24 protein-coding genes and 2 pseudogenes are annotated in these 24,014 nt (G+C 73.5%); 17 read left to right on the forward strand and 9 right to left on the reverse strand.

Translation table 11 applies throughout. The annotated features are described in order from the left end of the window. The 4 genes and pseudogenes from P0R35_RS12205 to P0R35_RS12220 all read left to right on the forward strand — a co-directional run bounded on the left by P0R35_RS12205 (window position 1) and on the right by P0R35_RS12220 (window position 3,514). A pseudogene (locus tag P0R35_RS12205) lies at window positions 1-740 on the forward strand (5-formyltetrahydrofolate cyclo-ligase). Between the two features lie 59 nt (window positions 741-799). After that, entirely contained in the window at window positions 800-2,125 is a 1,326-nt protein-coding gene (locus P0R35_RS12210; protein ID WP_284012742.1) for a TIGR00341 family protein, read from the forward strand. Between the two features lie 124 nt (window positions 2,126-2,249). Then, a complete protein-coding gene (locus P0R35_RS12215; RefSeq protein ID WP_284012743.1) occupies window positions 2,250-2,978 on the forward strand; it encodes an SIMPL domain-containing protein in 729 nt (242 codons plus the stop codon). Between the two features lie 110 nt (window positions 2,979-3,088). After that, on the forward strand, window positions 3,089-3,514 hold the full coding sequence (locus P0R35_RS12220; RefSeq protein ID WP_284012744.1) for an SHOCT domain-containing protein: 426 nt from the start codon (window positions 3,089-3,091) through the stop codon (window positions 3,512-3,514). Between the two features lie 15 nt (window positions 3,515-3,529). On the opposite strand, the gene P0R35_RS12225 is transcribed toward P0R35_RS12220, so the two are convergent. Further along, window positions 3,530-4,498 (reverse strand): NOG1 family protein, encoded by a 969-nt coding sequence (locus tag P0R35_RS12225; protein WP_284012745.1) that lies wholly within the window; start codon window positions 4,496-4,498, stop codon window positions 3,530-3,532. Window positions 4,499-4,803: 305 nt separating this feature from the next. Here P0R35_RS12225 and P0R35_RS12230 point away from each other — a divergent pair, with 305 nt between their 5' ends. From P0R35_RS12230 to P0R35_RS12265, 8 genes are all read left to right on the forward strand, one after another. Beyond that, window positions 4,804-6,033 carry a translation initiation factor IF-2 subunit gamma gene (locus P0R35_RS12230; protein WP_284012749.1) on the forward strand — a complete coding sequence of 410 codons (1,230 nt, stop codon included), beginning with the start codon at window positions 4,804-4,806 and terminating at the stop codon, window positions 6,031-6,033. Window positions 6,034-6,070: 37 nt separating this feature from the next. Further along, window positions 6,071-6,421 (forward strand): type II toxin-antitoxin system VapC family toxin, encoded by a 351-nt coding sequence (locus P0R35_RS12235; protein ID WP_284014630.1) that lies wholly within the window; start codon window positions 6,071-6,073, stop codon window positions 6,419-6,421. A gap of 1 nt (window position 6,422) precedes the next feature. Next, on the forward strand, window positions 6,423-7,001 hold the full coding sequence (locus P0R35_RS12240) for a DNA-directed RNA polymerase (protein ID WP_284012751.1): 579 nt from the start codon (window positions 6,423-6,425) through the stop codon (window positions 6,999-7,001). Beyond that, window positions 7,001-7,198, forward strand: coding sequence for a transcription elongation factor subunit Spt4 (spt4, locus tag P0R35_RS12245; protein ID WP_284012753.1), 198 nt, complete (start codon window positions 7,001-7,003; stop codon window positions 7,196-7,198). The genes P0R35_RS12240 and spt4 overlap by 1 nt, the downstream gene beginning before the upstream one ends. Window positions 7,199-7,211: 13 nt before the next feature. Beyond that, window positions 7,212-7,742 carry a GTP-dependent dephospho-CoA kinase family protein gene (locus tag P0R35_RS12250; protein ID WP_284012754.1) on the forward strand — a complete coding sequence of 177 codons (531 nt, stop codon included), beginning with the start codon at window positions 7,212-7,214 and terminating at the stop codon, window positions 7,740-7,742. Between the two features lie 101 nt (window positions 7,743-7,843). After that, window positions 7,844-8,152 carry a 30S ribosomal protein S24e gene (locus tag P0R35_RS12255; protein WP_284012755.1) on the forward strand — a complete coding sequence of 103 codons (309 nt, stop codon included), beginning with the start codon at window positions 7,844-7,846 and terminating at the stop codon, window positions 8,150-8,152. Window positions 8,153-8,158: 6 nt separating this feature from the next. Further along, entirely contained in the window at window positions 8,159-9,787 is a 1,629-nt protein-coding gene (locus P0R35_RS12260; protein WP_284012756.1) for a bifunctional N(6)-L-threonylcarbamoyladenine synthase/serine/threonine protein kinase, read from the forward strand. A 168-nt stretch (window positions 9,788-9,955) separates the two neighbouring features. Beyond that, complete coding sequence (locus tag P0R35_RS12265) at window positions 9,956-10,234, forward strand: DUF5808 domain-containing protein (protein WP_284012757.1); 279 nt, start codon at window positions 9,956-9,958, stop codon at window positions 10,232-10,234. A 126-nt stretch (window positions 10,235-10,360) separates the two neighbouring features. On the opposite strand, the gene P0R35_RS12270 is transcribed toward P0R35_RS12265, so the two are convergent. Next, window positions 10,361-10,780 carry a hypothetical protein gene (locus P0R35_RS12270; RefSeq protein ID WP_284012758.1) on the reverse strand — a complete coding sequence of 140 codons (420 nt, stop codon included), beginning with the start codon at window positions 10,778-10,780 and terminating at the stop codon, window positions 10,361-10,363. A 368-nt stretch (window positions 10,781-11,148) separates the two neighbouring features. Here P0R35_RS12270 and corA point away from each other — a divergent pair, with 368 nt between their 5' ends. Genes corA through P0R35_RS12285 form a run of 3 tightly spaced genes read left to right on the forward strand, consistent with a single transcriptional unit; the run spans window position 11,149 to window position 13,956 of the window. After that, complete coding sequence (corA, locus tag P0R35_RS12275; protein ID WP_284012759.1) at window positions 11,149-12,162, forward strand: magnesium/cobalt transporter CorA; 1,014 nt, start codon at window positions 11,149-11,151, stop codon at window positions 12,160-12,162. A gap of 47 nt (window positions 12,163-12,209) precedes the next feature. Further along, the gene (locus P0R35_RS12280) at window positions 12,210-13,208 is read left to right on the forward strand and encodes an oxidoreductase (RefSeq protein ID WP_284012760.1); all 999 of its coding nucleotides are present in this window, start codon (window positions 12,210-12,212) and stop codon (window positions 13,206-13,208) included. Between the two features lie 55 nt (window positions 13,209-13,263). Next, window positions 13,264-13,956, forward strand: coding sequence for an SOUL family heme-binding protein (locus P0R35_RS12285; protein ID WP_284012761.1), 693 nt, complete (start codon window positions 13,264-13,266; stop codon window positions 13,954-13,956). Between the two features lie 62 nt (window positions 13,957-14,018). On the opposite strand, the gene P0R35_RS12290 is transcribed toward P0R35_RS12285, so the two are convergent. The 4 genes from P0R35_RS12290 to P0R35_RS12305 form a co-directional block, all read right to left on the reverse strand. After that, window positions 14,019-14,441, reverse strand: coding sequence for a hypothetical protein (locus tag P0R35_RS12290; RefSeq protein WP_284012762.1), 423 nt, complete (start codon window positions 14,439-14,441; stop codon window positions 14,019-14,021). A gap of 59 nt (window positions 14,442-14,500) precedes the next feature. After that, on the reverse strand, window positions 14,501-15,739 hold the full coding sequence (locus P0R35_RS12295; protein WP_284012763.1) for an MBL fold metallo-hydrolase: 1,239 nt from the start codon (window positions 15,737-15,739) through the stop codon (window positions 14,501-14,503). A 225-nt stretch (window positions 15,740-15,964) separates the two neighbouring features. Continuing rightward, a complete protein-coding gene (locus tag P0R35_RS12300; RefSeq protein ID WP_284012764.1) occupies window positions 15,965-17,395 on the reverse strand; it encodes an FAD-dependent monooxygenase in 1,431 nt (476 codons plus the stop codon). Window positions 17,396-17,402: 7 nt separating this feature from the next. Beyond that, window positions 17,403-19,097, reverse strand: a complete 1,695-nt coding sequence (locus P0R35_RS12305; protein ID WP_284012765.1) for an aldehyde ferredoxin oxidoreductase family protein — start codon at window positions 19,095-19,097, stop codon at window positions 17,403-17,405. Window positions 19,098-19,265: 168 nt separating this feature from the next. On the opposite strand from P0R35_RS12305, the gene glmM reads away from it, so the two are divergent. Then, window positions 19,266-20,642, forward strand: coding sequence for a phosphoglucosamine mutase (gene glmM / locus P0R35_RS12310; RefSeq protein ID WP_284012766.1), 1,377 nt, complete (start codon window positions 19,266-19,268; stop codon window positions 20,640-20,642). 61 nt (window positions 20,643-20,703) lie between these two features. Continuing rightward, window positions 20,704-21,228 carry a GNAT family N-acetyltransferase gene (locus P0R35_RS12315; RefSeq protein WP_284012767.1) on the forward strand — a complete coding sequence of 175 codons (525 nt, stop codon included), beginning with the start codon at window positions 20,704-20,706 and terminating at the stop codon, window positions 21,226-21,228. Window positions 21,229-21,247: 19 nt separating this feature from the next. Here the strand turns inward: P0R35_RS12315 and P0R35_RS12320 are convergent, their stop codons facing one another. From P0R35_RS12320 to P0R35_RS12330, 3 genes and pseudogenes are all read right to left on the reverse strand, one after another. Next, the gene (locus tag P0R35_RS12320; RefSeq protein WP_284012768.1) at window positions 21,248-22,438 is read right to left on the reverse strand and encodes a DUF7118 family protein; all 1,191 of its coding nucleotides are present in this window, start codon (window positions 22,436-22,438) and stop codon (window positions 21,248-21,250) included. A 3-nt stretch (window positions 22,439-22,441) separates the two neighbouring features. Continuing rightward, window positions 22,442-22,834: a phosphoribosyl-AMP cyclohydrolase gene (gene hisI / locus P0R35_RS12325; RefSeq protein WP_284012769.1), complete on the reverse strand. Its 393-nt coding sequence runs from the start codon at window positions 22,832-22,834 to the stop codon at window positions 22,442-22,444. A gap of 80 nt (window positions 22,835-22,914) precedes the next feature. Further along, window positions 22,915-24,014 (reverse strand): annotated as a pseudogene (locus tag P0R35_RS12330) (prepilin peptidase).

Here is a 24,014-nt window from a genome sequence, read left to right on the forward strand (position 1 = left end):
ATGGCGGCCGACAAACAGCCGCTCCGCGAGCGGATCTGGGACGCGCTGGAGGCGTCGGGCGAGGCCCGCTTCCCGTTCCCGCCCCACGGCCGCATCCCGAACTTCGCGGGCGCCGACGCCGCCTGCGAGCGCCTCGCGGCGACCGAGGAGTGGCGCGCGGCGGACACCCTGAAGGCGAACCCGGACGCCCCGCAGTTGCCGGTGCGGCGCGCCGCCCTGCGCGCCGGCAAGACCGTCTACATGGCCGTCCCCCGGCTCCGCGACGAGCAGCCGTTCCTGCGGCTCGCACCCGACGAGGTACCGGACGTCGACGACGCGACGACCGTGTCCGGGTCCGCGGAGCACGGCGTCCCGGTCGGCCCCGACGAGGTCCCCCACGTCGACCTGATCGTCTCCGGGAGCGTCGCCGTCACCGAGGCGGGCGGCCGCGTCGGGAAGGGCGAGGGGTTCGCGGACCTGGAGTTCGCGGTGCTGTCGGAGTTGGGCGCGGTGGACGCCGATACGACGGTGGCGACGACCGTCCACGGGATGCAGGTGGTCGACGACGAGGTGGCGCTCGACGCCCACGACGTGCCGCTGGACCTGATCTGCACCCCCGAGCGGACGGTCCGGACCGCCGCGGTCCGCGAGCGCGCCGGCGGCGACCCGGCGCCCGCACGCCCCGACGGCGTCGACTGGGGGCGCTCCCCGACGAGACGCTCGCGGCGATCCCCGTGTTGCGGCGCTTGGCGCCGGAGTGAGCGGCGGGGAGCGAGCCGCCGTCCGTCGCCTATAACTCCCCCGTCCGTGAGGTGTGGCCGTGCGACTCGTTCAGGTGATGGTGCCGGCCGGCAAGCGGGAGACGGTGCTCGCGACGCTCGACGAGGAGGGGATCGACTACGTCATCTCCGACGAGACGAGCGGCCGGGAGTACACCGCCATCGTCTCGTTCCCGCTGCCGACGGAGGCCGTCGAGCCGGTGCTCTCGGAGCTCCGCGAGGCCGGCCTCGAACGCGACGCCTACACCGTCGTCCTCGACGCCGAGACGGTCGTCTCGAAGCGCTTCGAGGCGCTGGAGGAGCGGTACCTCGACGACGAGGAGGGCAACGGCGACCGGATCGCCCGCGAGGAGTTGGCCGCGCGGGCGACGGAGATGGCCCCGAAGTTCCCCGCGTTCGTGACGATGACCGTCATCAGCGCGGTCGTCGCCACCGCGGGCCTGCTGCTCGACTCGGCGGCGGTCGTCGTCGGGTCGATGGTGATCGCGCCGCTCATCGGCCCCGCGATGGCCGCCAGCGCCGGCACCGTGCTCGACGACGACGACCTGTTCGAGCGCGGCGTGAAGCTCCAAGTGATCGGCGGCGTGCTCGCGGTCGCCAGCGCCGCCGCGTTCGCCGCGGTCCTGCGCTACGGGATGATCGTCCCCTTCTCGGCCGACGAGGTGTTCTCGATCGCGGAGGTGCGCGAGCGGCTCGCGCCGGACGTGCTCTCGTTGCCCATCGCGCTCGGCGCGGGCATCGCGGGCGCGCTGTCGCTGTCGTCGGGCGTCTCCTCGGCGCTCGTCGGCGTCATGATCGCGGCCGCGCTGGTCCCGCCGACGGCGGTCGTGGGCATCGGCGTCGCGTGGGGCCAGCCGGCGACCGTCTCGGGCGCGGCGCTGTTGGTGCTGGTCAACTTCGTGTCGATCAACTTCGCGGCGTTGGCGACGCTGTGGTACAAGGGGTACCGCCCCGAGAGCTTCTGGCGGCTCGACGAGACGCGCGCGACGACGCTCAAGCGCGTGGGCGTGCTCGGCGTCACCATCCTCGTGGCGACGGTCGTCCTCGGGGGCGTCACCGTCGCCTCCTTCGAGAGCGCGCAGTTCGAGACGGCGGCCCACGAGGAGGCGAACGCCCTGCTCGACGGCGACGCGCGCGTCCTCGACGTGTCGGTCGCCTACGGCGGCTTCCCGTTTCGCCAGCCGACCGCCGTGACGGTGACCGTCGGCCACCCGCCCGGGGAGACGCCGCCGCGGATCGGCGACGAGTTGGCCCGGCGCCTCGCCGACGACGCGGCCGCGCCGTTGGGATTCGGCGACACCGCGTCGGTCGACGTGTCGGTGCGGTACGTCGCCGTCGAGGACGCGACCGTCGGCGGCGCGGGGTGAGGCGACGCGGCGCGGCGACGGTGGCCGCCGGTCCGCCGGTCGAGCGTCGACCCCCCGGCGGCAAAGCACAAAGCCGTCTTTGCGTCTACGCCACGGTAAAGCCACGAGCGCGCGTCTCCGGTGTATGGACAGACGACTCCTCTCCGCGGTCCTCGTCGCGGCGATGCTCGCGCTCGCGGGCTGTGCCGGGGCGGCGGGCGACGCCACCCCGCTCCAGACGGCGACCGGATCGACAGACACGAACACGATCTCCAGCGGCGGCAGCGCCACGGTGAGCGCCGCGCCGGACCTCGCGGTGATCGGCGTCGCCGTCGAGGTGCGCGCGGACACGGCCGAGGCGGCGCGGACGCGGACGGCCGAACAGGTCGACCAGCTCCGGACGGCGCTCACCGACGCCGGCTACGAGGTGGAGACGACGGCCTTCCGGCTCAGCCCCGAGTACGACTACTCCGGCGACAGCCGCGACCTCGTCGGCTACCGCGCGTACCACGCGCTCCAGTTCGAGACGGCCCCCGACGACGCCGGGAGCGCCGTCGACCTCGCCGTCGACAACGGCGCCACCGCCGTCCAGACCGTGCAGTTCACCCTGAGCGACGAGCGGCGCGCCGAGTTGCGCGCCGAGGCGCTCGCCGGGGCCGTCGAGGACGCCCGCACGACCGCCGAGACGGTCGCCGGCGCCGCCGACCGCTCGGTCGGCACCGAGCTGTCGATGCAGGTCGGCTCGGCCGGCTACCAGCCGTACGACTCGCGGGTCGCCTACGAGACGGCCGCCGACGCCGGCGGCTCGACCACGTTCGAGCCCGGCTCGGTGACGGTGTCGGCGTCGGTGACCGTGACGTACGAGCTCCAGTAATCGGGGAGCGGTCGCCACTCGGTTCCGGTCCGGTTCCGGTTCCGATCCAGACCGAGACTCCCGTTTTCACACCCGGAACGACCAAGTGATCCAGCGGCCGACACGACGGCGTGAGCGACGACTCCCCGCGTCTCGTCACCGGGGCGATGCTGGGCACGTTCCTCGCCTTCGGCGTCGACCTCGTCGTGATCGTCGCCGCGCTGTGGTACGTCGGCCGAGTGTCGGCGACGGTCGCCGCCGGCACCGCGGTCGGCGTCGTCGTCGTCTTCTCGCTGTGGGTCGCGGTCCGGTGGGTCCGCCTCCGCTACTCCGGAGTCGGCAACGCTGACGACGACGCCGACGGGACGGCGACCGCGACGGAGCCGGCCGAGGAGGCGCCGCTGGACCGCCTCAAGCGGCGCTACGCGGACGGCGAGATCTCCGACGAGGAGTTCGAGCGGCGAGTCGACCGCCTGCTCGACGCCGACAGCCGGGCGGAGTCGGCGACTCGGAGGGAACCGGAGCGTGAAGGGGAGCGGGAGTTCGAGTCGAAGTGAAGGGGTCGACCGGCGTCAGTTCTCGCCGCGCGTCGGCAGGTCCGGCTCGAAGCCGACCGCCTCGACGGCCATGTCGAGCACCGCGTCGACGTTCTCCCCCTCGGCGACGCTCATGTACGCGTCGGCCTCGACGTCCGTGGAGCGGTCGCTCTTGTTGCAGACGACGATGACGGGCGCGTCGAAGCGCTCCTCGACCTCCGCGAGCAGTTCCAGTTGGGCCTCGATCGGGTAGCCGCAGTCGCCGGAGGCGTCGAGGACGAACACGACGGCGTCGGCGAGGTGGGTGAGCGCGGAGACGGCCTGTCGCTCGATGCCGTTGCGCTCCTCCTCCGGGCGGTCGAGGATGCCGGGCGTGTCGATGATCTGGTAGCGGATGCGGTCGCGCTCGAAGTGGCCGATCTGGACCGCCTTCGTCGTGAACGGGTACGACGCGATCTCGTTGGAGGCGCGCGTGACGCGGTTGACGAACGACGACTTGCCGACGTTGGGGTAGCCGGCGACGACGATCGCGGGCTCGTCGGGGCGGATGTCGGGGAGCGTCTTCAGCGCGTCGCGGGCCTCCCCGACCGTCAGGAGGTCGTCCTCGATCTCGTCCACGATGTCGGCCATCCGGGCGAACGCCTGCTTGCGGTGCTTGCGCGCGGTCTCGACGCCCGAACGGCGCATCTTCGCCTGGTACTCCGAGCGCAGTTCGTCGATCTGGCGGGAGGCCCAGTTCACCTCCGACAGCGCCTGCCGGAGTTCGTCGACGTTGACGACGGCGTCGGCGAGTTCGTAGTAGAACGGCTCGACCTCGAACTCGAAGTCGGGCCAGGAGGTGGAGACGTTGGCGAGGTTGTCCGAGAGGATGTTCGCGGCGGTGATCAGCATCGACTCCTGGGCGTCCCAGCCGTCCTTCGCGCGGCCGGCGCGGGAGGCCCGCGAGAACGCCTTGTCGAGGAGTTCCTCCGCCCGCGGCGTCGTGGGGAGGTCTTCGAATGTCATGTGTACTCAGTTGGCCGTCCGTTGACGACGGCGCCGTATAAGCCCGTTCGTTCGGGTTTCGCGCGCTCTGGAGTGTGTTCCGCCGTGTCGCGATCCGCGGCGACCCGGGCGACACGCCGACGCGGGCGACCGGTTCGGGACCGGCCCGCGCTCGGCGGGGCGCGCCGCCCGGCGACGTCACGCGACCGGGCCGCGTTCCGGTCCCCGTGGAACACACAGACACGCACACGGAGCCGCCACCGCCGTAACAGCACCTTTATCAGGCGCACGAAGCGAAGTTCCAACGAGATTACTCTCGGAGGCTCATGGTGACGGAGCAAACACAACCGGAGGTGAACATCGGACTCGTCGGTCACGTCGACCACGGCAAGACGACGCTAGTGCAAGCGTTGTCGGGCGACTGGACCGACCAGCACAGCGAGGAGATGAAGCGCGGGATCTCCATCAGACTGGGGTACGCGGACGCGACGCTGCGTCGCTGCCCCGAGTGCGACGAGCCCGAGTGTTACACCGTCGAGGAGACGTGCCCCGAGCACGACGTCGAGACCGAGGTCCTGCGGACGGTCTCGTTCGTCGACGCGCCGGGCCACGAGACACTGATGGCGACGATGCTGTCGGGGGCGTCGATCATGGACGGCGCCGTGCTCGTCGTGAGCGCCACGGAGGACGTGCCCCAGGCCCAGACCGAGGAGCACCTCATGGCGCTGGACATCATCGGCATCGACAACATCGTCATCGCCCAGAACAAGGTCGACCTCGTCGACGACGAGCGCGCCCGCGAGAACTACGAACAGATCAAGGAGTTCGTCGAGGGCACCGTCGCCGAGGACGCGCCGGTCGTCCCCGTCAGCGCCCAGCAGGGCGTCAACGTGGACCTCGTCATCTCGGCGCTGGAGGAGCACATCCCCACGCCCGAGCGCGACGAGACGCTCCCGCCGAAGATGTACACCGCCCGCTCGTTCGACATCAACCGCCCCGGCACGAAGGCGAAGGACCTGCTCGGGGGCGTCATCGGCGGGTCGCTCGCGCAGGGCACCCTCTCCGAGGGCGACGAGCTGGAGCTGCGTCCCGGCCGCGAGGTCGAGGAGGGCGGCTCCTCGGAGTACCACTCGATCGAGACGTCGGTGCGCTCGCTGCAGGCGGGCGGACGGCCGCAAGAGGAGGTCGGCCCCGGCGGACTGCTCGGCGTCGGGACCGGGCTGGACCCGAGCCTGACGAAGGGCGACGCGCTCGCCGGCCAGGTCGCCGGCGAGCCCGGCACGCTGCCGCCGACGCGCGACGGCTTCGAGATGGACGCCGAGCTGCTCGACCGCGTCGTCGGCGAGGGGGAGGTCGAGGAGATCTCCACCGGCGAGCCGCTGATGCTCACCGTCGGCACCGCGACCACGGTCGGCGCGGTGACGAGCGCCCGGACGGGCGAGTGCGAGGTGAACCTCAAGCGGCCCGTCTGCGCCGAGGAGGGCGCGAAGATCGCCATCAACCGTCGCATGGGCGCCCGGTGGCGCCTCATCGGCGTCGGGACCCTCACGGAGTAACCGGGTGACGACGGTCGTGCTCGACACGAACGCGCTGATGATGCCGGTGGAGTGCGGCGTCCGCGTGTTCGACGAGCTCGACCGGCTCGTCGACGACCCCGACCTCGTCACTCCGGAGGCGGTCGTCGCCGAGCTGGAGAAGCTCGCGACGGGCGCCGGCGAGGAAGCCACGGCCGCCTCGGTCGGCCGGGACCTCGCGGAGCGGTGTCGGGTCGTCGCGACGACGGAGGAGTACGCTGACGACGCGGTCGTCGAACTCGCCTCGGGCGAGTCCTTCGACGGCTACGTCGCCACGAACGACCGCCCCCTGCGCGAGCGCCTCCTCGCTCGGGGCGTACGCGTAATCGGTTTAAGGGGCGCGAACACACTCGCGATAACAGAACCATAGCATGTACAAACGGGTACGACTCAAGGACACGGTCGAGGTCCCGCCGGAGCATCTGGCGGACGTGAGCCGCGACCGCGTCCGCAAGCTCTTGCAGGACAAGTTGGAGGGACGCATGGACGAGGACGTCGGCAGCGTGGTCAGCGTCATCGAGGTCCACGAGATCGGCGACGGCGCCGTCCTCCCGAACCGCCCCGGCGTCTACTATCAGGCGGAGTTCGACGCCGTGACCTTCGACCCGGACATGCAGGAGGTCGTCGACGGGAACGTCGTGGAGGTCGTCGAGTTCGGCGCCTTCGTCGGCATCGGCCCCGTCGACGGCTTGCTGCACGTCTCGCAGATCTCCGACGAGTACCTCGCGTACGACGGGGAGAACCAACAGCTCGCCTCGACGGAGTCGAGCGACACGCTCGGGGTCGACGACCCCGTCCGCGTCCGCGTCGTCACGAAGTCGATCGACGAGCGCAACCCGCGCGACTCGAAGATCGGCCTCACGGCCAAACAGCCGGGCCTCGGCAAACACGAGTGGCTGGAGGCCGACGTGCGCCGGCGCTCGGAGGGCGCCCCCGCGGAGGGTAACTGATGGCGGAGGACCGCCTCGCCTGCCGCGAGTGCCACTTCGTCAACGGGCCGGACGCCCAGACGTGCGAGAACTGCGGCTCCTCCTCGCTGACGGAGGACTGGGCCGGCTACGTCATCATCCCCCACCCCGAGAAGTCGGAGATCGCGCCGGAGATGAACGTGAGTACGCCCGGCAGCTACGCGCTGAAGGTCCGCTGAACGACCCGCTCGGATGCTCTCGCTCCCCGACGACCTCCGCGGCGCGTTCAAGGACCCGATGGGTCCCGTCTACACGGACACGGAGCGACTGCTCGCGGACGCGGGCGACCCGATCGTCGCCGTCGGCGACGTCGTCACCTACCACCTCCGCGTCGCCGGCCGCGACCCCGACGTCGCCGTGATCGACGGGAAGACGAAACGCGAGGCCGTCGGCGCCGAGATCGCCGCCGTCCTCGACGGCGGGAACCGCCGGATCGAAGTCGACAACCCACCCGCGACCCTCTCGACGGCGATGCTGGAGGCGCTGGCGGAGGCGCTCGCCGACCCCGACCCCGTCGTGATCCACGTCACCGGCGAGGAGGACCTCGCGACCGTCCCGGCGCTCCTCGTGGCCCCCGAGGGCGCGAGCGTCGTGTACGGCCAGCCGAACGAGGGGATGGTGCTCGTCGACGTGACCGCGGCGTCGAAGCGCGAGGCGCGCGAGTTGCTCGGGAAGTTGGACGGCGACACCGCGGCGGCGCTCTCGGCGCTGGGCGTCGAGTAGCGCGGACGGGCCGCCGGAGGCGCCGGACACTCCCGTACACGGGCGCAGGCCGCTTCGAAGTCCTTTTCCCGGTGCCGGGTCCATTGACGGACAACTGAACCATGGACATCGACATCATCTCCGAGCAGGAGAACCCCATGCTCCACCGGACGGACGTCCGGTTCGAGGTGCAGCACGACGAAGCAACCCCCGCGCGTCTGCAGGTCCGCGACTCGCTCGCGGCCAAGCTCGACAAGGGCTCCGACGAGGTCGTCATCCAGGAACTCGACACGAAGTTCGGGATGCGCAAGACCGTCGGCTACGCGAAGGTGTACGAGACGGCCGAGCACGCCGCCGACGTCGAGCAGGAGTACGTCCTCGAGCGGAACGCCATCGCCGGCGACGAGGACGCCGAGGCAGAGGAAGCGTAACGCCGGATGCGCGTCCTCGGCGTCGAGGGCACGGCCTGGTGCGCCAGCGCCGCGGTGTTCGACGCCGAGACCGACGCCGTGTTTATCGAGTCCGACCCGTACGAACCCGACAGCGGCGGCATTCACCCGCGCGAGGCCGCCGAACACATGGGCGACGCGATCCCGCGGGTGATCGAGACGGCGCTCGGCCACGCCCGCGAGGAGTACGACGACCGCGGCGACGACGAGCCGCCGGTCGACGCGGTCGCCTTCTCGCGCGGCCCCGGACTCGGCCCCTGTCTCCGCGTCGTCGCCACCGCCGCGCGGGCGCTCGCGCAGACGCTCGGCGTGCCGCTGGTCGGCGTCAACCACATGGTCGCCCACCTCGAGATCGGGCGCCACCGCGCCGGCTTCGACTCGCCGGTGTGTCTGAACGCCTCGGGGGCGAACGCGCACCTGCTGGGCTTCCACGACGGGCGCTACCGCGTGCTCGGCGAGACGATGGACACCGGCGTCGGCAACGCCCTCGACAAGTTCACCCGCCACGTCGGCTGGAGCCACCCCGGCGGCCCGAAGATCGAAGCCCACGCGGCGGACGGCGAGTTCGTCGAGTTGCCGTACGTCGTGAAGGGGATGGACTTCTCCTTCTCGGGGATCATGTCCGCCGCGAAGGACGCGTACGACGACGGCGTCCCCGTCGAGGACGTCTGTTTCGCCCTCCAGGAGCACGTGTTCGCGATGCTCACCGAGGTCGCCGAGCGGGCGCTGTCGCTGACGGGCACCGACGAACTCGTGCTCGGGGGCGGTGTCGGGCAGAACGCGCGCCTCAGGGAGATGCTCGCGTCGATGTGCGAGGAACGCGGCGCCCGGTTCCACGCGCCCGAGCCGCGGTTCCTCCGCGACAACGCCGGGATGATCGCGGTGTTGGGCGCGAAGATGGCCGCCGCGGGCGACACCGTCGCCGTCGCGGACTCCGCCATCGACCCGGACTTCCGCCCCGACCAGGTGCCGGTGACGTGGCGCTCGGGCGAGTCGGTCGCGCGCGTGCCGGGGGCGAGCGACGACGCGGCCGACCTGCGCGGCGCGGAGGCGACCGTCGAGGTCCGCGGCGACACGGTGGCGAAGCGGCGGCTCCCGAAGGCGTACCGCCACCCGGAGCTGGACGCGACGCTGCGGCGCGAGCGGACGGTCGCGGAGGCGCGGCTGCTGGCGGCCGCGCGGCGCGCGGGCGTCCCGACGCCGCTGGTGCGCGACGTGGACGTGCCCGAGGCGACGCTGACGATGCAGTTCGTCGGCGCCCGCGACCTGGCGGCCGGCTCGACCGTCGACCACGCGCGGACGGTCGGCGAGCACCTCGCGCGGCTCCACGTCGCGGGCATCGTCCACGGCGACCCGACGACGCGCAACGCCCGCGTCGGCCGCGACGGCGCGCCGGAGGACGGGCGGCTGTTCCTGATCGACTTCGGCCTCGGCTTCCAGTCGGACCACGTCGAGGACTACGCGATGGACCTGCACGTGTTCGAGCAGTCCGTCGAGGGGACCGCGACCGACCCGGCGCCGCTGGTCGCGGCGGTCGAGGAGGGGTACCGCGCGGTCGGCGACGACGCGGTGTTGGACCGGCTCCGCGGCGTCGAGGGGCGCGGTCGCTACCGGTAGGCGAACAGACGGCCCCGCGGCGCCGACGACGGGCCGCACACCCGCTGCCCGACGCGTCCCGGCGGTCGGCGCGTCGAGCCGGGCGGGCCGGTATCGGACGAGAACCCAGCCCGTGTTGTGCCGCCATCGGGCCAAAGCGATTTATCCGAAGCCGTCGTTGTCGGTCGTATGGCAGATAAACCCCAATCGGGGGAACTCTTCGGGATCCCGTACAACTTCGAGCGTCCCAGCGTCGGCCGCCTGCTCTCCTCGTACTGGCAGCCCGGCAAGGGCATGCTCGTGAAGAAGCCGTTCGGCATCGGCTACACGCTCAACCTCGCCAACTGGCGCTCGTGGATCGTCCTCGTCGTCGCCGGCGTGATGCTGTACCAGGAGCGCGGGAGCGCCGGCGGCGCGGAAGCCGCCGAGGAGTCCGAGCCCGTCGAGGTCGTCGTCGACGACGACTGAGGCGAGCCGCGAGCCGAGCGAGCGTTCCTGACTGTCGACGGCGAGGCCCCGTGCCGCGCCGTCCACGCGACCGTCCCGACCAGCGGCGCGACCGGCCGCGCGGTCACGCGACGGGCGGGACGGGCCTCACTCCGTCCACTCCGACGAGCGGGCCCGCTCGCGCCACGCCCGCTGTTGGGCGCGTTCGCTCACGTGGTCCACCCCGCCCGCGAGGTCGTCGCGGACCGTCGTCTCGAAGGCGTCGAGTTCGTCGACCAGCCCCCGCCGGAACTCCGTGACGAGCTCGTACGTCCAGCGGTCCTCGACCGCGCCGGCGGGCAACAGCCGGTCGCGGATCGTGTCGGCGTAGCCGTCGTGGCCGGCCGCTCGCAACAGCTCCTCCGCCTCGGCGAACCGGTCCATGGCGTGTCCCGTCCGGTGGTGACAGCCGAGCAGGTCCGCGTACGCCCGGTAGGCGTGTTCGATCCCGAGTTGGAGGGAGTGGAGCGCCCGCGCCTCCTCCTCGGAGAGGTCGGGGATCGCGGGGTCGGCGTCGTCTACTGCCATATCGTGGTCAACGGTACCGAAGCACAAGGCCGTTGCGCGTGCCCGAACCGTTAGGGGGGTCGGTGTCGACGGGCGCGACATGGACCGGACGTTCCTCGCGGCGGCGGCGCTGACGACGCTGTCGCTGGTCGGCTACGGCGCCGGCGTCGCCGCGCCGTACCCGGGTCGGGAGGCGAGCATCGCGGGGCTGATGATCGGCGTGACGCTCGCGGCGGTCACGTACGGCCGTACCGAGACGGGGACGGTGACCGGCGGGACGGTCGACCGGGCCGACGGCGGGACGGGGACCGCCCGCACGAGCGACGCGGGCGGGACCGGCGCCGGCGTCGACGCCGGCGCCCCGCGGACGGCGAAGGGGGCGACGACCGGTGATCCGGGCGCTGTCGTACACCGACGGCGAGTCGGCGACGTTCGCCGACCCCACGGCGGCCGTCGAGGCCCCGGGGACGACCTGGGTGTGGGTGGACGTCGGGGACGCCGACGGCGGCGAGGGCGTCGCGGACACCGGCGGGACGCCGCGCCCGACGGGCGATCTGGCGACCGTGACCGAGCGCTTCGGGATCCACCCCCTGCACGCCGAGGACGTGCTGGGCGACGGCCGCCCGAAGTCGGAGGTGCTCGACGAGTACACGTTCCTGTTGGTGAAGGCCGCACGCTTCCGCATCGGCGAGACGACGTTTCTGGAGGAGATCCGGACCCGCCCGGTCGGCGTGTTCGTCGGCGACGACTGGCTGGTGACGGTGACGACCGACGGGGGCGGCGCGGTCGAGCCGGTGTGGAACCGTCTCGCGAGCGCCGAGCGGCGCGCGCTCGCGCGCGGCCCCGACTTCGCGGGCTACCTCGTGATCGACCGCGTCGTGGACGGCTACTTCCGCCTGCTCGACGAGCTGGAGGACGACATCGAGACCGTCGAGGAGCTGGTGATCGACGCCCCCGACCCCGACACGCTCGGCGAGATCAACGACCTCCGTCGCGAACTGCTGTCTGTGCGGCGGGTCGTGTGGCCGACACGCGACGCGCTCAGCCCGCTGACGCGGGGCGACGCCGACCACGTCGCCGAGGCGAGCGAGAAGTACTACCGCGACGTGTACGACCACGTCGTCCAGCTGGTCGAGCTGACCGAGACGTACCGCGACCTCACCGCGGGGGCGCGCGACATCTACCTCAACACGCTGTCGCAGTCGACCAACGAGGTGATGCGCCGGCTCACCGTCGTCGCGACGGTCGTCCTGCCGCTGACGTTCGTCGCCGGCGTGTTCGGGATGAACTTCGCGTCGATGCCCGAACTCGCGTGGCCGTACGCCTACCACGCGACGATGCTCGGGATGGCCGGCATCGCGGTCGTGCTCGTGGCGTACTTCCGGCGCGAAGGCTGGCTGTAGCGTGCCGGCCCTCGGGGTTTAGGCCGCGGGCGGGCGAACCGTCGGGCATGACCGGCTGGACCGCGGCTGACCTCCCCGACATGGACGGCGAACGCGTCGTCGTCACCGGGGCCAACAGCGGCATCGGGAAGGAGGCGACGCGGGCGTTCGCCCGCGCGGGCGCCGAGGTGACCCTCGCGTGTCGCAGCGTCGAGCGCGGGGAGGCGGCGGCCGCCGGGATCGAACGGGCGGAGTCCGGCGTCAGCGGCGACGACCTGACCGTCGCGGAGCTGGACCTCGCGGACCTGTCGTCGGTGCGGGCGTTCGCCGACGAGCGGGACGACCCGATCGACGTGCTCTGCAACAACGCGGGCGTGATGGCGATCCCGCGCACCGAGACCGTCGACGGCTTCGAGACGCAGTTCGGCGTCAACCACCTCGGCCACTTCGCGCTCACGGGGCTGCTCCTCGACGACCTCGTCGCCGCCGACGGGGAGAGCCGCGTCGTCACCCAGTCGAGCCGGGCCCACGAGCGCGGCGAGATCGACTTCGACGACCTCCACCACGAGCGCGCGTACGGCAAGTGGGAGGCGTACGGGCAGAGCAAACTCGCGAACGTCCTGTTCGGCTACGAACTCCAGCGACGCCTCGACGGGCACGGGGTCGACGGCGTGACGAGCGTCGTCTGTCACCCGGGGTGGGCGGCGACGAACCTCCAGCGCCGCGGACCCGAGGCCGAAGGGTCGCAGTTCCGAGCGCTCGCGATGCGGGCGGCGAACGCCGTGTTCGCCCAGTCGGCCGCGGCGGGCGCGTGGCCGCTGTTGTACGCCGCGACCGCGCCGGGCGTCGCCGGCGGCGACTACGTCGGCCCGGGCGGACTGTTCGACATGCGGGGCCACCCCGAGCGCCAGCGCTCCAGCGACCGCTCGTACCGCGAGGGCGACGCCGAGCGCCTGTGGAACGTCTCCGAGGAGCTGACCGGCGTGACGTACGAGTTCGGGACCGCGGGCGACGGGGACGGCGACGCGGGCGCGGCCGCCGACGCCGACGTCGACGCCGACGACTGACCGGTCGTCGCCCCGGAGGCAAACGGTATGCCGTCGGGACGCGTACGACGACGGCATGAACCGACCAGTCTCGCTCGCGCTCGGCGCCGCCGGCGCCGCCGTCGGCGTGCTCGGCGCGTGGAACCTCTACCGGCGGTACACCACGGAGTCGGTGCCGTACACCGTCGTCGCCAGCGTGGGCGACGTGGAGCTACGGCGCTACCCGCCGACGGTCCTCGCGGAGACGGTCGCCGACGGCCGCCGCGAGGCGTTCGGGCGGCTGTTCCGCTACATCGCCGGCGCCAACGAGACGGAGACGGACCTCGCGATGACCGCGCCCGTCCGCGTCGGCGACGGGGACGACGGCGGCCGCGGCGTCTCCATCCCGATGACCGCGCCCGTGGAGGTGAGCGACGGGAGCCGGCGCATCCCGATGACCGCGCCCGTCGAGACGGACGACGTCGAGGGGGGCGTGCGGATGGCGTTCTACCTCCCCGCCGAGTACGACGCCGAGTCGGCGCCGCGCCCGACCGACGAGGACGTGACGCTCGTCGCCGTCCCGGAGCGAACGCTCGCCGTCAGGCGGTTCTCGTGGCGACCGACCGGGCGCCGGGTGGCGCGGGAGGTCGAGCGGCTGGAGGCGGCGCTGGCGTCGGCGTCGGTGCCGGTCGCCGGCGAGCCGTTCTACATGGGGTACGACGCGCCGTGGACGCTCCCGTTCCTCCGGCGCAACGAGGTCGCCGTCGAGGTCGAGTCCGCCGACGCCTGAGCCGCCGGGCGGCTCCACGGGCCCCGCGGCCGTCCGACGGGCGCCCGGTCGCGTCCGCCGCGTCACCGGAACCGCCACGTCACCGCCGCGCCCGCGAGCCACGCCACCCCGAACAGGATCACGAGCAGCTGCACCGACTCGCCGACACCGTTCCCGAGGAGGAACACCGCCGCCGAGAGCGCCGCCGCCGCCGCGAGGACGACCCCGACGCCCCGGCGGAACCACGGCCGCGAGTCGTCCGTGCGCTTCACCAGCGCGCCGTTGAGCCACGCGCCCGCCAGCGCCCCCAGCCCCGCCAGCGAGAACACCGGCAGGAGCGCCCGCGGCGTGAGCGCGCCGACGGCGATCGCCAGCGCGAGCGCGGCCGTCGACAGCGCCGTCGTCGCGAGCGCCCCCGCGACCGCGGCGTGTCCCTGCCGCGAGACGCGGCGCTCGCGACGCTCCAACACCGCCTCGGGGTCGATGTCGTCCGGATCGCCGACCACGCACGTGTCCACGGGCGGCGGAAGAAAGGGCGTTACGGGCGGGGGCGCACGCGTCGCGCTCAGACGACGACGCGCTCGCCCAGCTCCGGGGCGCTCGCGTCGTAGCCGTCCTCGCGCAGGTCAGCCGCGAACGCGGGACAGCGGTCGCCGTGGTTGACGAGCAGGGTCGCGTCGCGGTAGCCGTCGAGGAACGAGCGCAGGCCGTCGCGGTCGGCGTGGGCCGAGAAGTCGAACAGCTCGACGCCGGCGGCGACGGGGACGACCCCGCCGTCCAACTCGCAGCGCCCGCGCTCCAGCAGCATCCGGCCGTTCGTCCCCTCGACTTGGTAGCCGGTGAGGCAGACGTGGTTCGTCGGGTCCGAGCGGAGCATCGGGAGGTAGCGCATCACCGGGCCGCCAGACACCATCCCGGAGGTGGTGACGATGGCCTCGTTGTCGGCGGCGATGCGCTCGCGCTGGCCGTCCTTCCCGGTCACGTACCGGGCCCCCGACTTCGCCCGCCGGAGCGCGTCGGGGTCGCGCACGAACTCGGGGTGGCGGCGCACGATGTCGGTCACCGTCTGGCCCATCCCGTCGAGGTACGGGCGCACCTCCGTGTCGCCGAGGACGAGCAGCACCTCCTGCGTGCGGCCGATGGCGAACGCCGGGATCAGCGCCGTCCCGCCCTCGTAGCGGGTGCGGCGGACGCGCTCGACGAACCGCTCCTCCACCCGTGTGCGGTCCTCGTGGGTGACGTCGGAGTAGGTGCTCTCGCAGATCACGACGTCGGCGTCGGGCCGGGCGGTCGACCCCGACAGCAGGCGCGTGTCGTCGGTGTGGAAGTCCGCCGTGTACAGCAGCCGGGTGTCGCCGTCGTCGACGAGGACGTGCGCGCTGCCGGGGATGTGGCCGGCGTCGAAGAACGTCACCTCGTAGTCGGTGCCGCCGGCGGCGACGACGAACGGCTCGTCGTAGCCGTGGCGGTGCTCGACCTCGCCGAGGCGCCGGACGTGGCTCCCGGTGAAGGTGCAGTCGTAGCCGCGCAGTTTCAGCGTGTCGCGGGCGAGCACCCGCGCCAGTTCGCCCGTCGGCGGCGTCCAGTGGATCGGCGGGCGGCGGTCGCCCCGGAGGAGCGCGGGCACCTGCCCGACGTGGTCGAGGTGGCCGTGGCTGACGACGACGGCGTCGGGCTCCGGCCGCCCGACCGGGTACTGCGGCGGGTCCCCGGTCAGCGTCCCGTAGTCGAGGAGGAGCGCGTCGTCGACGAGCACCGCCGAGCGACCCACCTCGCGGGCGCCGCCGAGGAACTGGATCTCCATCGACCGAGGGCAGGGGCTCGCGGCGGTTGGGTTCGTCGGTTCGGTCCCGTCGCGACCCGTCGCGACCCGTCGCTTCCGGTCCGCCCGTCCGCCCCCCGGCGGCTCGCCGTCGGTCGGTCCGCTCCCGTCGGCCCGCTCAGATCACCTGCACCGCGACGAGCGCGGCCGCGACGACGGACACGACGATCAACATCCCCAGCGACACGGTCGACATCCGTTTCGTGCTCACGTCGGGAGAGGGACGCAGGCCGGGCATAACGGTTCGGCCCCGCCTATCAGGCCTGAAACGCGGTGCGGGGGCGGGGGGACGCGGACGGCCGGTCGCGGCCGCCCCGGGTCAGTCGACGAACCGCTCGCGCGCGACCGACACGGAGCGGTCGCCGAGCGCGAACGCCTCGACCGGCCGGCGGGCGAGCCGGCTGGCGGCGGCGGCGCGGCCGAAGGCGACCGCCGGGGCGCGGACGAGCCACGGCGGCACGCGCTCGCCGAAGCGGAGCCACCACGCCATCCCCCGGGCGGCGCGGCGCTGGAGCGCGATGACCCGCTCGACGGTCGGCCGCCGGCGGCGCTCGAACCCGGCGAGCGCGCCGGCGGGGAGCGGGCCGGCTCCGTCCCCGAGCGCGTCCGCGAGCACGTCGTGGAGGACGACCGCGTCCTCGACCGCGAGGGGTTCCCCTGCGCGCCGACGGGGCTGGCGGTGTGGGCGGCGTCGCCCAGCAGGACGAGGCCGTCGCGCGTCCACTCGGGCGCGACCCCGGGGGCGACGTCGAGCAGCGTCGTGTCGGCGAAGCCGTCGAGGTGGGCGCCCATCGCCCGCGCGACCGCCGGGTCGACGGCGGCGACGCGCTCGCGGAACGCGTCGAACCCCGCCTCGCGGACCGCCGGCCACTCGCCGTCGCGGAGGAGGAAGCCGACCTGCAGGCGCCCGGCGCCGAGGCCGAAGTGGACGAGGATCCCGCCGGGCCCGATCTGTCCCTGCGTGGCGGCGTCGACGGTGCCCGCCGGGAGCGTGAACCACACGAGGTCGACGGGCGAGTCGAACAGGCCCGCGTCGATGCCCGCGGCCGAGCGCACCGCCGAGTAGCGACCGTCCGCGCCGACGACGACGCGCGCGTCGACCGCGAGCGACTCGTCGGCCGCCCGGTCCCGCGCGGTCACGCCGCGGACGGCGCCGTCGTCGTCGCGCCGCAGGCCCGTCACCGTCGTCGACGGCCGGAAGTCGAACCCCCCGTACTCGCTCGCGCGGTCGACGAGCAGTTCGAGGAGGGCGGGCTGTTCCATGAGCAGGGCGTACGGGTAGGCGGTGTCGAGCACGTCGAAGTCGAGCACGCGGACCGGCTCGCCGTACAGCGTGAACGTCCCCTCGCGGACCGTCTCGTGGGCGAGGGCGAGCACGTCGTCCAGCAGGTCCATCTCGTCGAACAGCCGGACGACGCTCGGGTTCCACCCGAAGCCGCGGTACTCGCGCGCGAACGTCGCCTCCCGCTCCACCAGCGTGACGTCGACGCCGCTGCGGGCGAGGAGGGACGCGAGCACGGCGCCGCCGGGGCCGCAGCCGACCACGACGACGGCGGCCGTCTCCGTCCGGTCCACGGCGTGGCCGTCCGCGTCGCGGGCGGCGGTCGCACCGTCGTCGGCGGTCGTGTCGGGGGACACGGCCGCCTCAGTCGTCCGCCGCCGCCGGGCCGTCGCTCGCGCCCGGCTCGCCCAGCCCCGGCACCACGCCGTCGGCGCGCCAGCCGCGGGCGGCGTAGTACTCGTCGAGCGCGTCCGCGAACCCGTCGAGGTCGTACGGCAGCGCGTCGTCGTCGCGGTCGAAGCCGCGGCGGTTGTTGAACGCCCGCTCCAGCTCGACGACGCGGGCGCCCACGTCCAGCAGGTCGTCGTAGTCGGCGTCCAACAGCGCGCCCAGCCGCTCGTCGCTCACGAAGTCCCGGGAGAACTTGCACGCGACCGCCGAGTCGAGGACGGCGGCGTGGTTCTCCGCCTCGGCGACGAGCGGCGGCTTCCCCTCCAGCCCGCGCTTGTCGAGCGCCTCCTCCTTGGAGACGAGCGGGTACTCCTTCGCGTAGAAGCCGGCGTACATGTGGTCGGCGCCGCGGTTCGACACCGCGAACGACAGCCCCTGCCCGTTGAGCGCGCGGCCGTCGTGGGCGGCGAACTCCAGCCCCTTCACCGTCCAGTCGTCGACGCCCAACTCGGGGGCCGCGCGGTGGACGCCCTCCGCGAGCAGGTCGCCGACCTCGCCCTCGCGGAACGCCGCCTTCCGGAGCAGTTCGCGGGCGCGTTCGGCGTCGCCGAGGTCGTCCTCGCTGGCGAGGTAGGCGGCCATCGTGTCGCCCGCGGAGATGGTGTCGACGCCGAGGCGGTCGCACAGCTCGTTCCCCTTCATCACCTCGACCACGTCGTCGACGGACTGGTTCGACCCCCACGCCATCACCGTCTCGAACTCCGGACCCTCCGTCTCGACGCCCGCGGCCTCGTCGCGCGTCGGGAGCTTGCAGGCGAACGCGCACTGCGAGCAGGTGCCCTTCTTGTACTTCTTCGACTCCACCGCGTCGCCGCCGATCCCCTCGACGCCGTCGAACGACTGCTTCGAGAAGTAGTCCGTCGGGAGCGCCTCCACCTCGTTGGCGAGCTCGGTGACGCTGGTGGTGCCCTGCCGCTTCATGATGTGGTCCGACGTGGCGGCCTCGCGGTGGATCTCCGACTGTACGGCGTCGATCTCGACGTCCGCGGCCGCGTCGCCGTCGAACGTGAGCACCTTCACGTTCTTGCTCCCCAGCACCGCGCCGAGGCCGGTGCGCCCGAACGCGCGCGTCTCGCTGGTCATCACGCAGGCGTAGCGCACGCGGTGCTCGCCCGCGGGGCCGATACACGCGAGGTGTTCGGCCGCGAGGTCGTGTTCCGCCTCGGCCCAGTCGGTCACCGCGGGCACCTCGGCGTCGACGAGTTCGGGGACCGACTCGAAGGTGACGCCGTCCTCGCGGACGTGGACCGCGAGCGGTTCGTCGGCGGCGCCGCGGAGTTCGACGGCGGCGTACCCCGTCCCGGTGAAGTTGCGCGAGAGGAAGCCGCCGGCGTTCGAGGACGCGAGCCCGCCGGTGAGCGGCGACACGCCCGTCATGTTCATCCGCCCGGTGAAGCTCATCGACGAGTGCTGGAGCGGCCCCGTCGTCAGGTACAGGCGGTTCTCGGGCCCGAGCGGGTCGGCGTCGAACGGCACGCGGTCGAACGCCAGTTTCGTCCCGACGCCGCGCCCGCCGACGAACGCGCCGAGCACGTCGTCGATCCCCTCGGTCGTCGCCTCGCGGGCGTCGAGGTCGATCGACAGCAGCGGACCGGTCGCGTGGATCATGGTCGTCGGTTCGCCGGCATCGGAGGTAAATCCCGCCGCCGAGCGACGGAGCCAGCGCCGGCCGGTCGTCGTGGCGGCCGGGCGGGCGGCGACGGCCGCGGTTCCGTGTCGCACGGAGCGTGACGGGTCGGAACCACTATCCCGCCCCACGTCGGACCTACGAACCGAATGAAGGTCTTCGGATCGAGCGGCACCCGCGGGGTCGTGGGCGAGGAGTTCACCCCGGAGTTCGTCTCCCGGGTGGCCGCCGCCGCCGCGGCGACGTGGGACGCCGACCGGGTCGCCCTCGGCCACGACACGCGCACGTCCGGGCGGACGTTCGCGGACGCCGCCGCCGCCGGCATCACGGCCGCCGGCGTCGACGTGGAGCGACTCGGCGTCGTGCCGACCCCGAGTCTGGTGCGGTACTGCGAGGTGGAGGCGGTGCCCGGCGTGATGATCACGGCGTCGCACAACCCGCCGGAGTTCAACGGCGTGAAGCTCGTCGGCGACGACGGGGTCGAACTCCCCGTCAGCCGGCTCGAGGTCGTCGAGGACCGCCTCCTCTCGGAGGGGACCACGACGGTCGCGTGGGACGCCATCGGCGCGTCCCGGCGCGTCGCCGACGCGAACGACGACTACGTCGCCGAGATGCTCGCCACGGTCGACCGCGACGCCGTCGCCGACGCCGGCCTCACGGTCGCGCTCGACCCCGGCCACGGCGCCGGCGCGCTCACCTCCCCCGAGTTCTTCCGCGAACTCGGCTGTGACGTCGTCACGGTGAACGCCCAGCCGGACGGCCACTTCCCGGGGCGCGACCCCGAGCCCGTCGAGAAGAACCTCGCGGACCTGAAGCGGCTCGTCCGCGCGGCCGACGCCGACGCCGGCGTCGCCCACGACGGCGACGCCGACCGCGCCGTCTTCGTCGACGAGACGGGCGAGTACGTCGAGGGCGACGCCTCGCTGGCTGCGCTGGCGGCTCACCACCTCGGCGAGGGCGACACGACCGTCGCCGCCGTCAACGTCTCCCAGCGCCTCGTCGACGTCTGCGAGGCCGCCGGGGCGAACCTCGAGCTCACGCCCATCGGCTCGACGAACATCATCACCCGGATCAAGGAGCTGTGGCGCGAGGGGGAGTCCGTCCCCGTCGCCGGCGAGGGCAACGGCGGCGTGTTCTTCCCCGACTACCGGCTCGTGCGCGACGGCGCGTTCATCGCCGCGAAGTTCCTCGAGCTGCTCGCCGCGCGCGACGTCGCCGTCAGCGACGTGGTCGCACCGTACGAGGACTACACGAACGTCCGCGAGAACCTCACCTACGAGACGGACGCCGAGTTGAACGCGATGCTCGACGCGGCCGCCGCGTACGCCGAGGCCGCCGACGCCGAGCCCGACACCAAGGACGGCTACCGGCTCGACTACGGCGACGCGTGGGTGCTCGTGCGCCCCTCCGGCACGGAGCCGAAGGTCCGCGTGTACGCCGAGTCGGCCGACCCCGAGCGGGCGCGCGCGCTCGCGACGGAGGCCCGCGGGGCGCTCGCGGACGCGAAGAAGGGCGTCGAGGCGTAAGGCCGCGAGGTCGACGCCCCGGCCCACACGGCTTTTGTCCGAACGGTCCCGAGTCGGCGACATGGACACGCTGGTGCGCCCGGTCGCCTCGGCGACGGAGTTCCGCGCGGCGATGGCGGTGAACCGCGCGGCGTGGCGCGACGCCTACGCCGGCATCCTCCCCGCCGAGCGGCTCGACGCGATGACCGTCCCGAGCGGCCGCGAACTGCAGGCGCGCTACGAGCGCGCCGTCGACGACGAGCGTGCGTTCCTCGTCGCCGTCGACCCGGCGCCGGGCGCGGTCGTCGGGTTCGCGGACGCGCTGTGGGGCGCCGACCGGAAGGCGTTCTGTGAGCGCGACGACGCCGAACTCCGGGCCGTCTACGTCGACCCGGAGCGACAGGGCGAGGGCGTCGGGAGCGCGCTGGTGGCCGACGTCGTCGAGCGGCTGCCCGCGGACGTCGACCGGCTGGCGCTGGAGACGTTCGAGGCCAACGACGACGCCCGCGCGTTCTACGAGGCGCGCGGCTTCGAGCGCGTCGGCTCGTCGGCGTTCGAGGTCGACGGGGAGTCGTACCCGACGGCGGTGTACGCGCGGCCGGTGTAGCCGCCCGCGCGGCCGTCGCTCACTCGTCGTCGAGCGCCGCCGCCAGCGCCGCCCGACGCGCGCGGGCGGCGGCCAGTTCCGCGGCCGCCGCCCCCGAGGCGACGCGCTCGACCTCCTCGTCCGACAGCTCCGCCTCCGCCTCGGCGGCCCGGCGCAGGCGCTCGTACTCGGGGTGGTCGGCCGCCTCGCGGAGCGCGCGGGCGCGGGCGACGACCGACTCGGGGGCGAACGTCGCGACCAGCGAGACGAGTTCCTCGCGCTGGAAGCGGAGCGTCTCCGCCGACGGCGGCGGCCAGCCGACCGTCAGCGGGTCCGCGGAGAGCCGTTCGAGGTACGTCCGGTGGGGCCGCACGCGGGCGGTGAAGGTGCCGGGGTCGTCGACGTAGTGGTCCAGTTTCGACGCCGAGTAGTCCGCGTACGCCAGCAGGTCCGGGACCGGCTCGTCGCCGGCGGGCGCGTCCGCGAGGAAGGCGACCAGTTCGGGCGGCGGGGCGGCGTAGTCGACGAACGGGGTGGCGGCGGCGTCGGCGACGAAGCCGAGCAGTTCGCGGGCGGGCGCCTCCCGGCGGAAGTCGGCGAACGCGTCGCGGACCGCGTCGTCGTACGCCGCGATCGGCTCGCGGATCTCCTCGACGGGCGCCGTCAGGTCCGCCTCGCCGAGTTCGACGAGGCGTTCGAGGTCGGCCGCCCGCTCGTCGAGCGCGTCGAGGCGGCGCTCGACGGCGCGCTCGGCCTCGTGGACGGCGGCCGCGGCGTCCTCGCGCTCGGCGAGGCGGTCGGCGAGGTCGCGGGCGGGCGCGAGCGCCTCGCGGGCGCGCTCGAAGTCCGACTCCGAGAGGCGGCGGCCGTCGACCGCCTCGTTGGCCCGCTCGAACGCCCCGTAGCCGGGCGTGTCCTCGTCCAGGTCCTCGACGATCCCCGCGAACTCGCCTTGGAACTCGACGTACGCCTGGAAGTCGCCGGTGCCCGTCGCGGAGTCGACGTACCGCTCGAGGAGCCGGTCGGCGCGCCCGACGGCGTCGCGGACCGTCTCCAGCGTCGCCGCGCCGTGTTCGGCGACGGCGGCCTCGGCGTCGGCGCGGCGCTCGCGCGCCTCGCGGAGCGCGTCGACCAGCGCGGCCGCGTCGCGGTCGGCGTCCGGGAGCGGGGCCGGCGTCGCGCTGGCGTCCGGCCCGGGCGCGTCGCCGACGGCGTCGGGGTCCCCGACCATCCGTTACTCGTACACCGCGTCGGGGTCGAACACGCGTTCGCCCACCGCGTCGCCGTCGACGGTGCGGTGGAAACACGAGCGGTGGCCGGTGTGACACGCGCCGCCGGTCTGGTCGACGAGATAGAGGAGCGCGTCGGCGTCGCAGTCGACGCGGACCTCGTCGACCGCCTGCGTGTGGCCGCTGGTGGCGCCCTTCTCCCACAACTCCTCGCGGGAGCGCGAGTAGTAGTGGGCCCGGCCCGTCTCGCGCGTCCGGTCGAGCGCCTCCCGGTTCGCGTACGCGAGCATCAACACCTCGCCGGAGTCGGCGTCCTGTGCGACCGCGGGGACGAGCCCGTCGTCCCCGAAGTCCACGTCGATCCCGCCGCCCGCGGCGTCGACCTGCGAGTCGCTCATCGCCCCGAACGTCGGCGGTGCGGCGGATAGGTCTTGTGCGTGTGTCGGGCCGGCCGGCGGCTCGGGACCCGGCGGTACGGTCACACCAGTCCCAGCGCGCCGAGGGCGACGGTCAACGCGTCGCCGTACGTCAACGCGAGGACGAGCCCCGCGAACAGGGGGACGAGGAACGGGAGGCCGGGCGACACCCACAGCGCCTCCTCGCTCGTCACCCGCTCCAACCCTTCGCGGAGTCGCTCGGGGGTGGTGCCGTACGCGCTCCCCTCGACGTCGTCGAGGAACCGCTCGGCGGCCCACGGGTCGTCCGGCGCCGCGGGCGAGGCGGCCGCAGGCGGGGCATCGGCCGCGGCACCCGGTTTCTCCGCCGCGTCCGCGTCGGGGAACTCGAAGCCGCCGGAGTCGTCCGTGCCGCCGTCGACGCCGCCGTCGGTCCGCGGGCCGTCGTGGACGGCGCCGTCGGTCGGGGGTGGGTCCCCTCGACGGAGGCCGGGTCGCGGTGGGCCTCGGGGTCGGCCCGGACGGCCGCGAGGGTGGTGCCGCGCCACCGGAGGTACATCCGGAGGGCGTCGAGGTCGAGGCCGCGCTCCGGGCGGAGCCCGTCGACGCGGAGGAGCTGGCCGTGGACCGTCGGCAGGTCGTCGACGGCGGTCCAGCGACCCACGAACATCGCGGGCGACAGCCGGCCGGCGGCGAGGTTCGACGCGAACAGGAGGGCGATGTACCCCGCCCCGAACAGCACGGCGTTCGTCAGCGCCGACATCGCCGTCACGCCGAGCGCGGCGGGGTGGACCGGGAAGCCGACCGTGTGGAGCCACGTCACGTCGGGCAGGATCCACAGCGGAACGACGTACGCGGGCGTGGTCGGGAACGCGACCGCGAGTACGACGAGCGCCTTCATGTCGGCGCCGCCGAAGGCGGCCAGCCGGTACGCGAGCACCGAGAAGGGGATCACGAACAGCAGCGCGAAGCCCACGCGAACGAGGAAGATCCGGCCGGCGTAGCCGTCGAACGGGAACGCCGCCGCGGCGTCGAGCGCCAGCGCGAGGACGCCGATCGCGAGCAACGGGTACCAGAGGCCGCTCGACACGCGGCGGGTGCGGATGTCGCGGTAGGCGGCCCACGCCAGCGGCGGGAGCAGCAGCAGGCGCAGGAGGTCGGCCGCGGTGGCGACGCCGAACAC

This window comes from Halobaculum litoreum (assembly GCF_030127125.1).
Classification (GTDB): Archaea; Halobacteriota; Halobacteria; order Halobacteriales; family Haloferacaceae; genus Halobaculum; species Halobaculum litoreum.

Coding starts and splice junctions, on each gene's coding strand:
- hisI (WP_284012769.1), bottom strand. CDS start 22,834: ATGAGCGACTCGCAGGTCGACGCCGCGGGCGGCGGGATCGACGTGGAC.
- P0R35_RS12280 (WP_284012760.1), top strand. CDS start 12,210: ATGACCGGCTGGACCGCGGCTGACCTCCCCGACATGGACGGCGAACGC.
- P0R35_RS12260 (WP_284012756.1), top strand. CDS start 8,159: ATGCGCGTCCTCGGCGTCGAGGGCACGGCCTGGTGCGCCAGCGCCGCG.
- P0R35_RS12265 (WP_284012757.1), top strand. CDS start 9,956: ATGGCAGATAAACCCCAATCGGGGGAACTCTTCGGGATCCCGTACAAC.
- P0R35_RS12295 (WP_284012763.1), bottom strand. CDS start 15,739: ATGGAGATCCAGTTCCTCGGCGGCGCCCGCGAGGTGGGTCGCTCGGCG.
- P0R35_RS12240 (WP_284012751.1), top strand. CDS start 6,423: ATGTACAAACGGGTACGACTCAAGGACACGGTCGAGGTCCCGCCGGAG.
- P0R35_RS12230 (WP_284012749.1), top strand. CDS start 4,804: ATGGTGACGGAGCAAACACAACCGGAGGTGAACATCGGACTCGTCGGT.
- P0R35_RS12305 (WP_284012765.1), bottom strand. CDS start 19,097: ATGATCCACGCGACCGGTCCGCTGCTGTCGATCGACCTCGACGCCCGC.
- P0R35_RS12270 (WP_284012758.1), bottom strand. CDS start 10,780: ATGGCAGTAGACGACGCCGACCCCGCGATCCCCGACCTCTCCGAGGAG.
- P0R35_RS12320 (WP_284012768.1), bottom strand. CDS start 22,438: ATGGTCGGGGACCCCGACGCCGTCGGCGACGCGCCCGGGCCGGACGCC.
- P0R35_RS12215 (WP_284012743.1), top strand. CDS start 2,250: ATGGACAGACGACTCCTCTCCGCGGTCCTCGTCGCGGCGATGCTCGCG.
- spt4 (WP_284012753.1), top strand. CDS start 7,001: ATGGCGGAGGACCGCCTCGCCTGCCGCGAGTGCCACTTCGTCAACGGG.
- P0R35_RS12255 (WP_284012755.1), top strand. CDS start 7,844: ATGGACATCGACATCATCTCCGAGCAGGAGAACCCCATGCTCCACCGG.
- P0R35_RS12235 (WP_284014630.1), top strand. CDS start 6,071: ATGATGCCGGTGGAGTGCGGCGTCCGCGTGTTCGACGAGCTCGACCGG.
- glmM (WP_284012766.1), top strand. CDS start 19,266: ATGAAGGTCTTCGGATCGAGCGGCACCCGCGGGGTCGTGGGCGAGGAG.
- P0R35_RS12250 (WP_284012754.1), top strand. CDS start 7,212: ATGCTCTCGCTCCCCGACGACCTCCGCGGCGCGTTCAAGGACCCGATG.
- P0R35_RS12315 (WP_284012767.1), top strand. CDS start 20,704: ATGGACACGCTGGTGCGCCCGGTCGCCTCGGCGACGGAGTTCCGCGCG.
- P0R35_RS12225 (WP_284012745.1), bottom strand. CDS start 4,498: ATGACATTCGAAGACCTCCCCACGACGCCGCGGGCGGAGGAACTCCTC.
- P0R35_RS12285 (WP_284012761.1), top strand. CDS start 13,264: ATGAACCGACCAGTCTCGCTCGCGCTCGGCGCCGCCGGCGCCGCCGTC.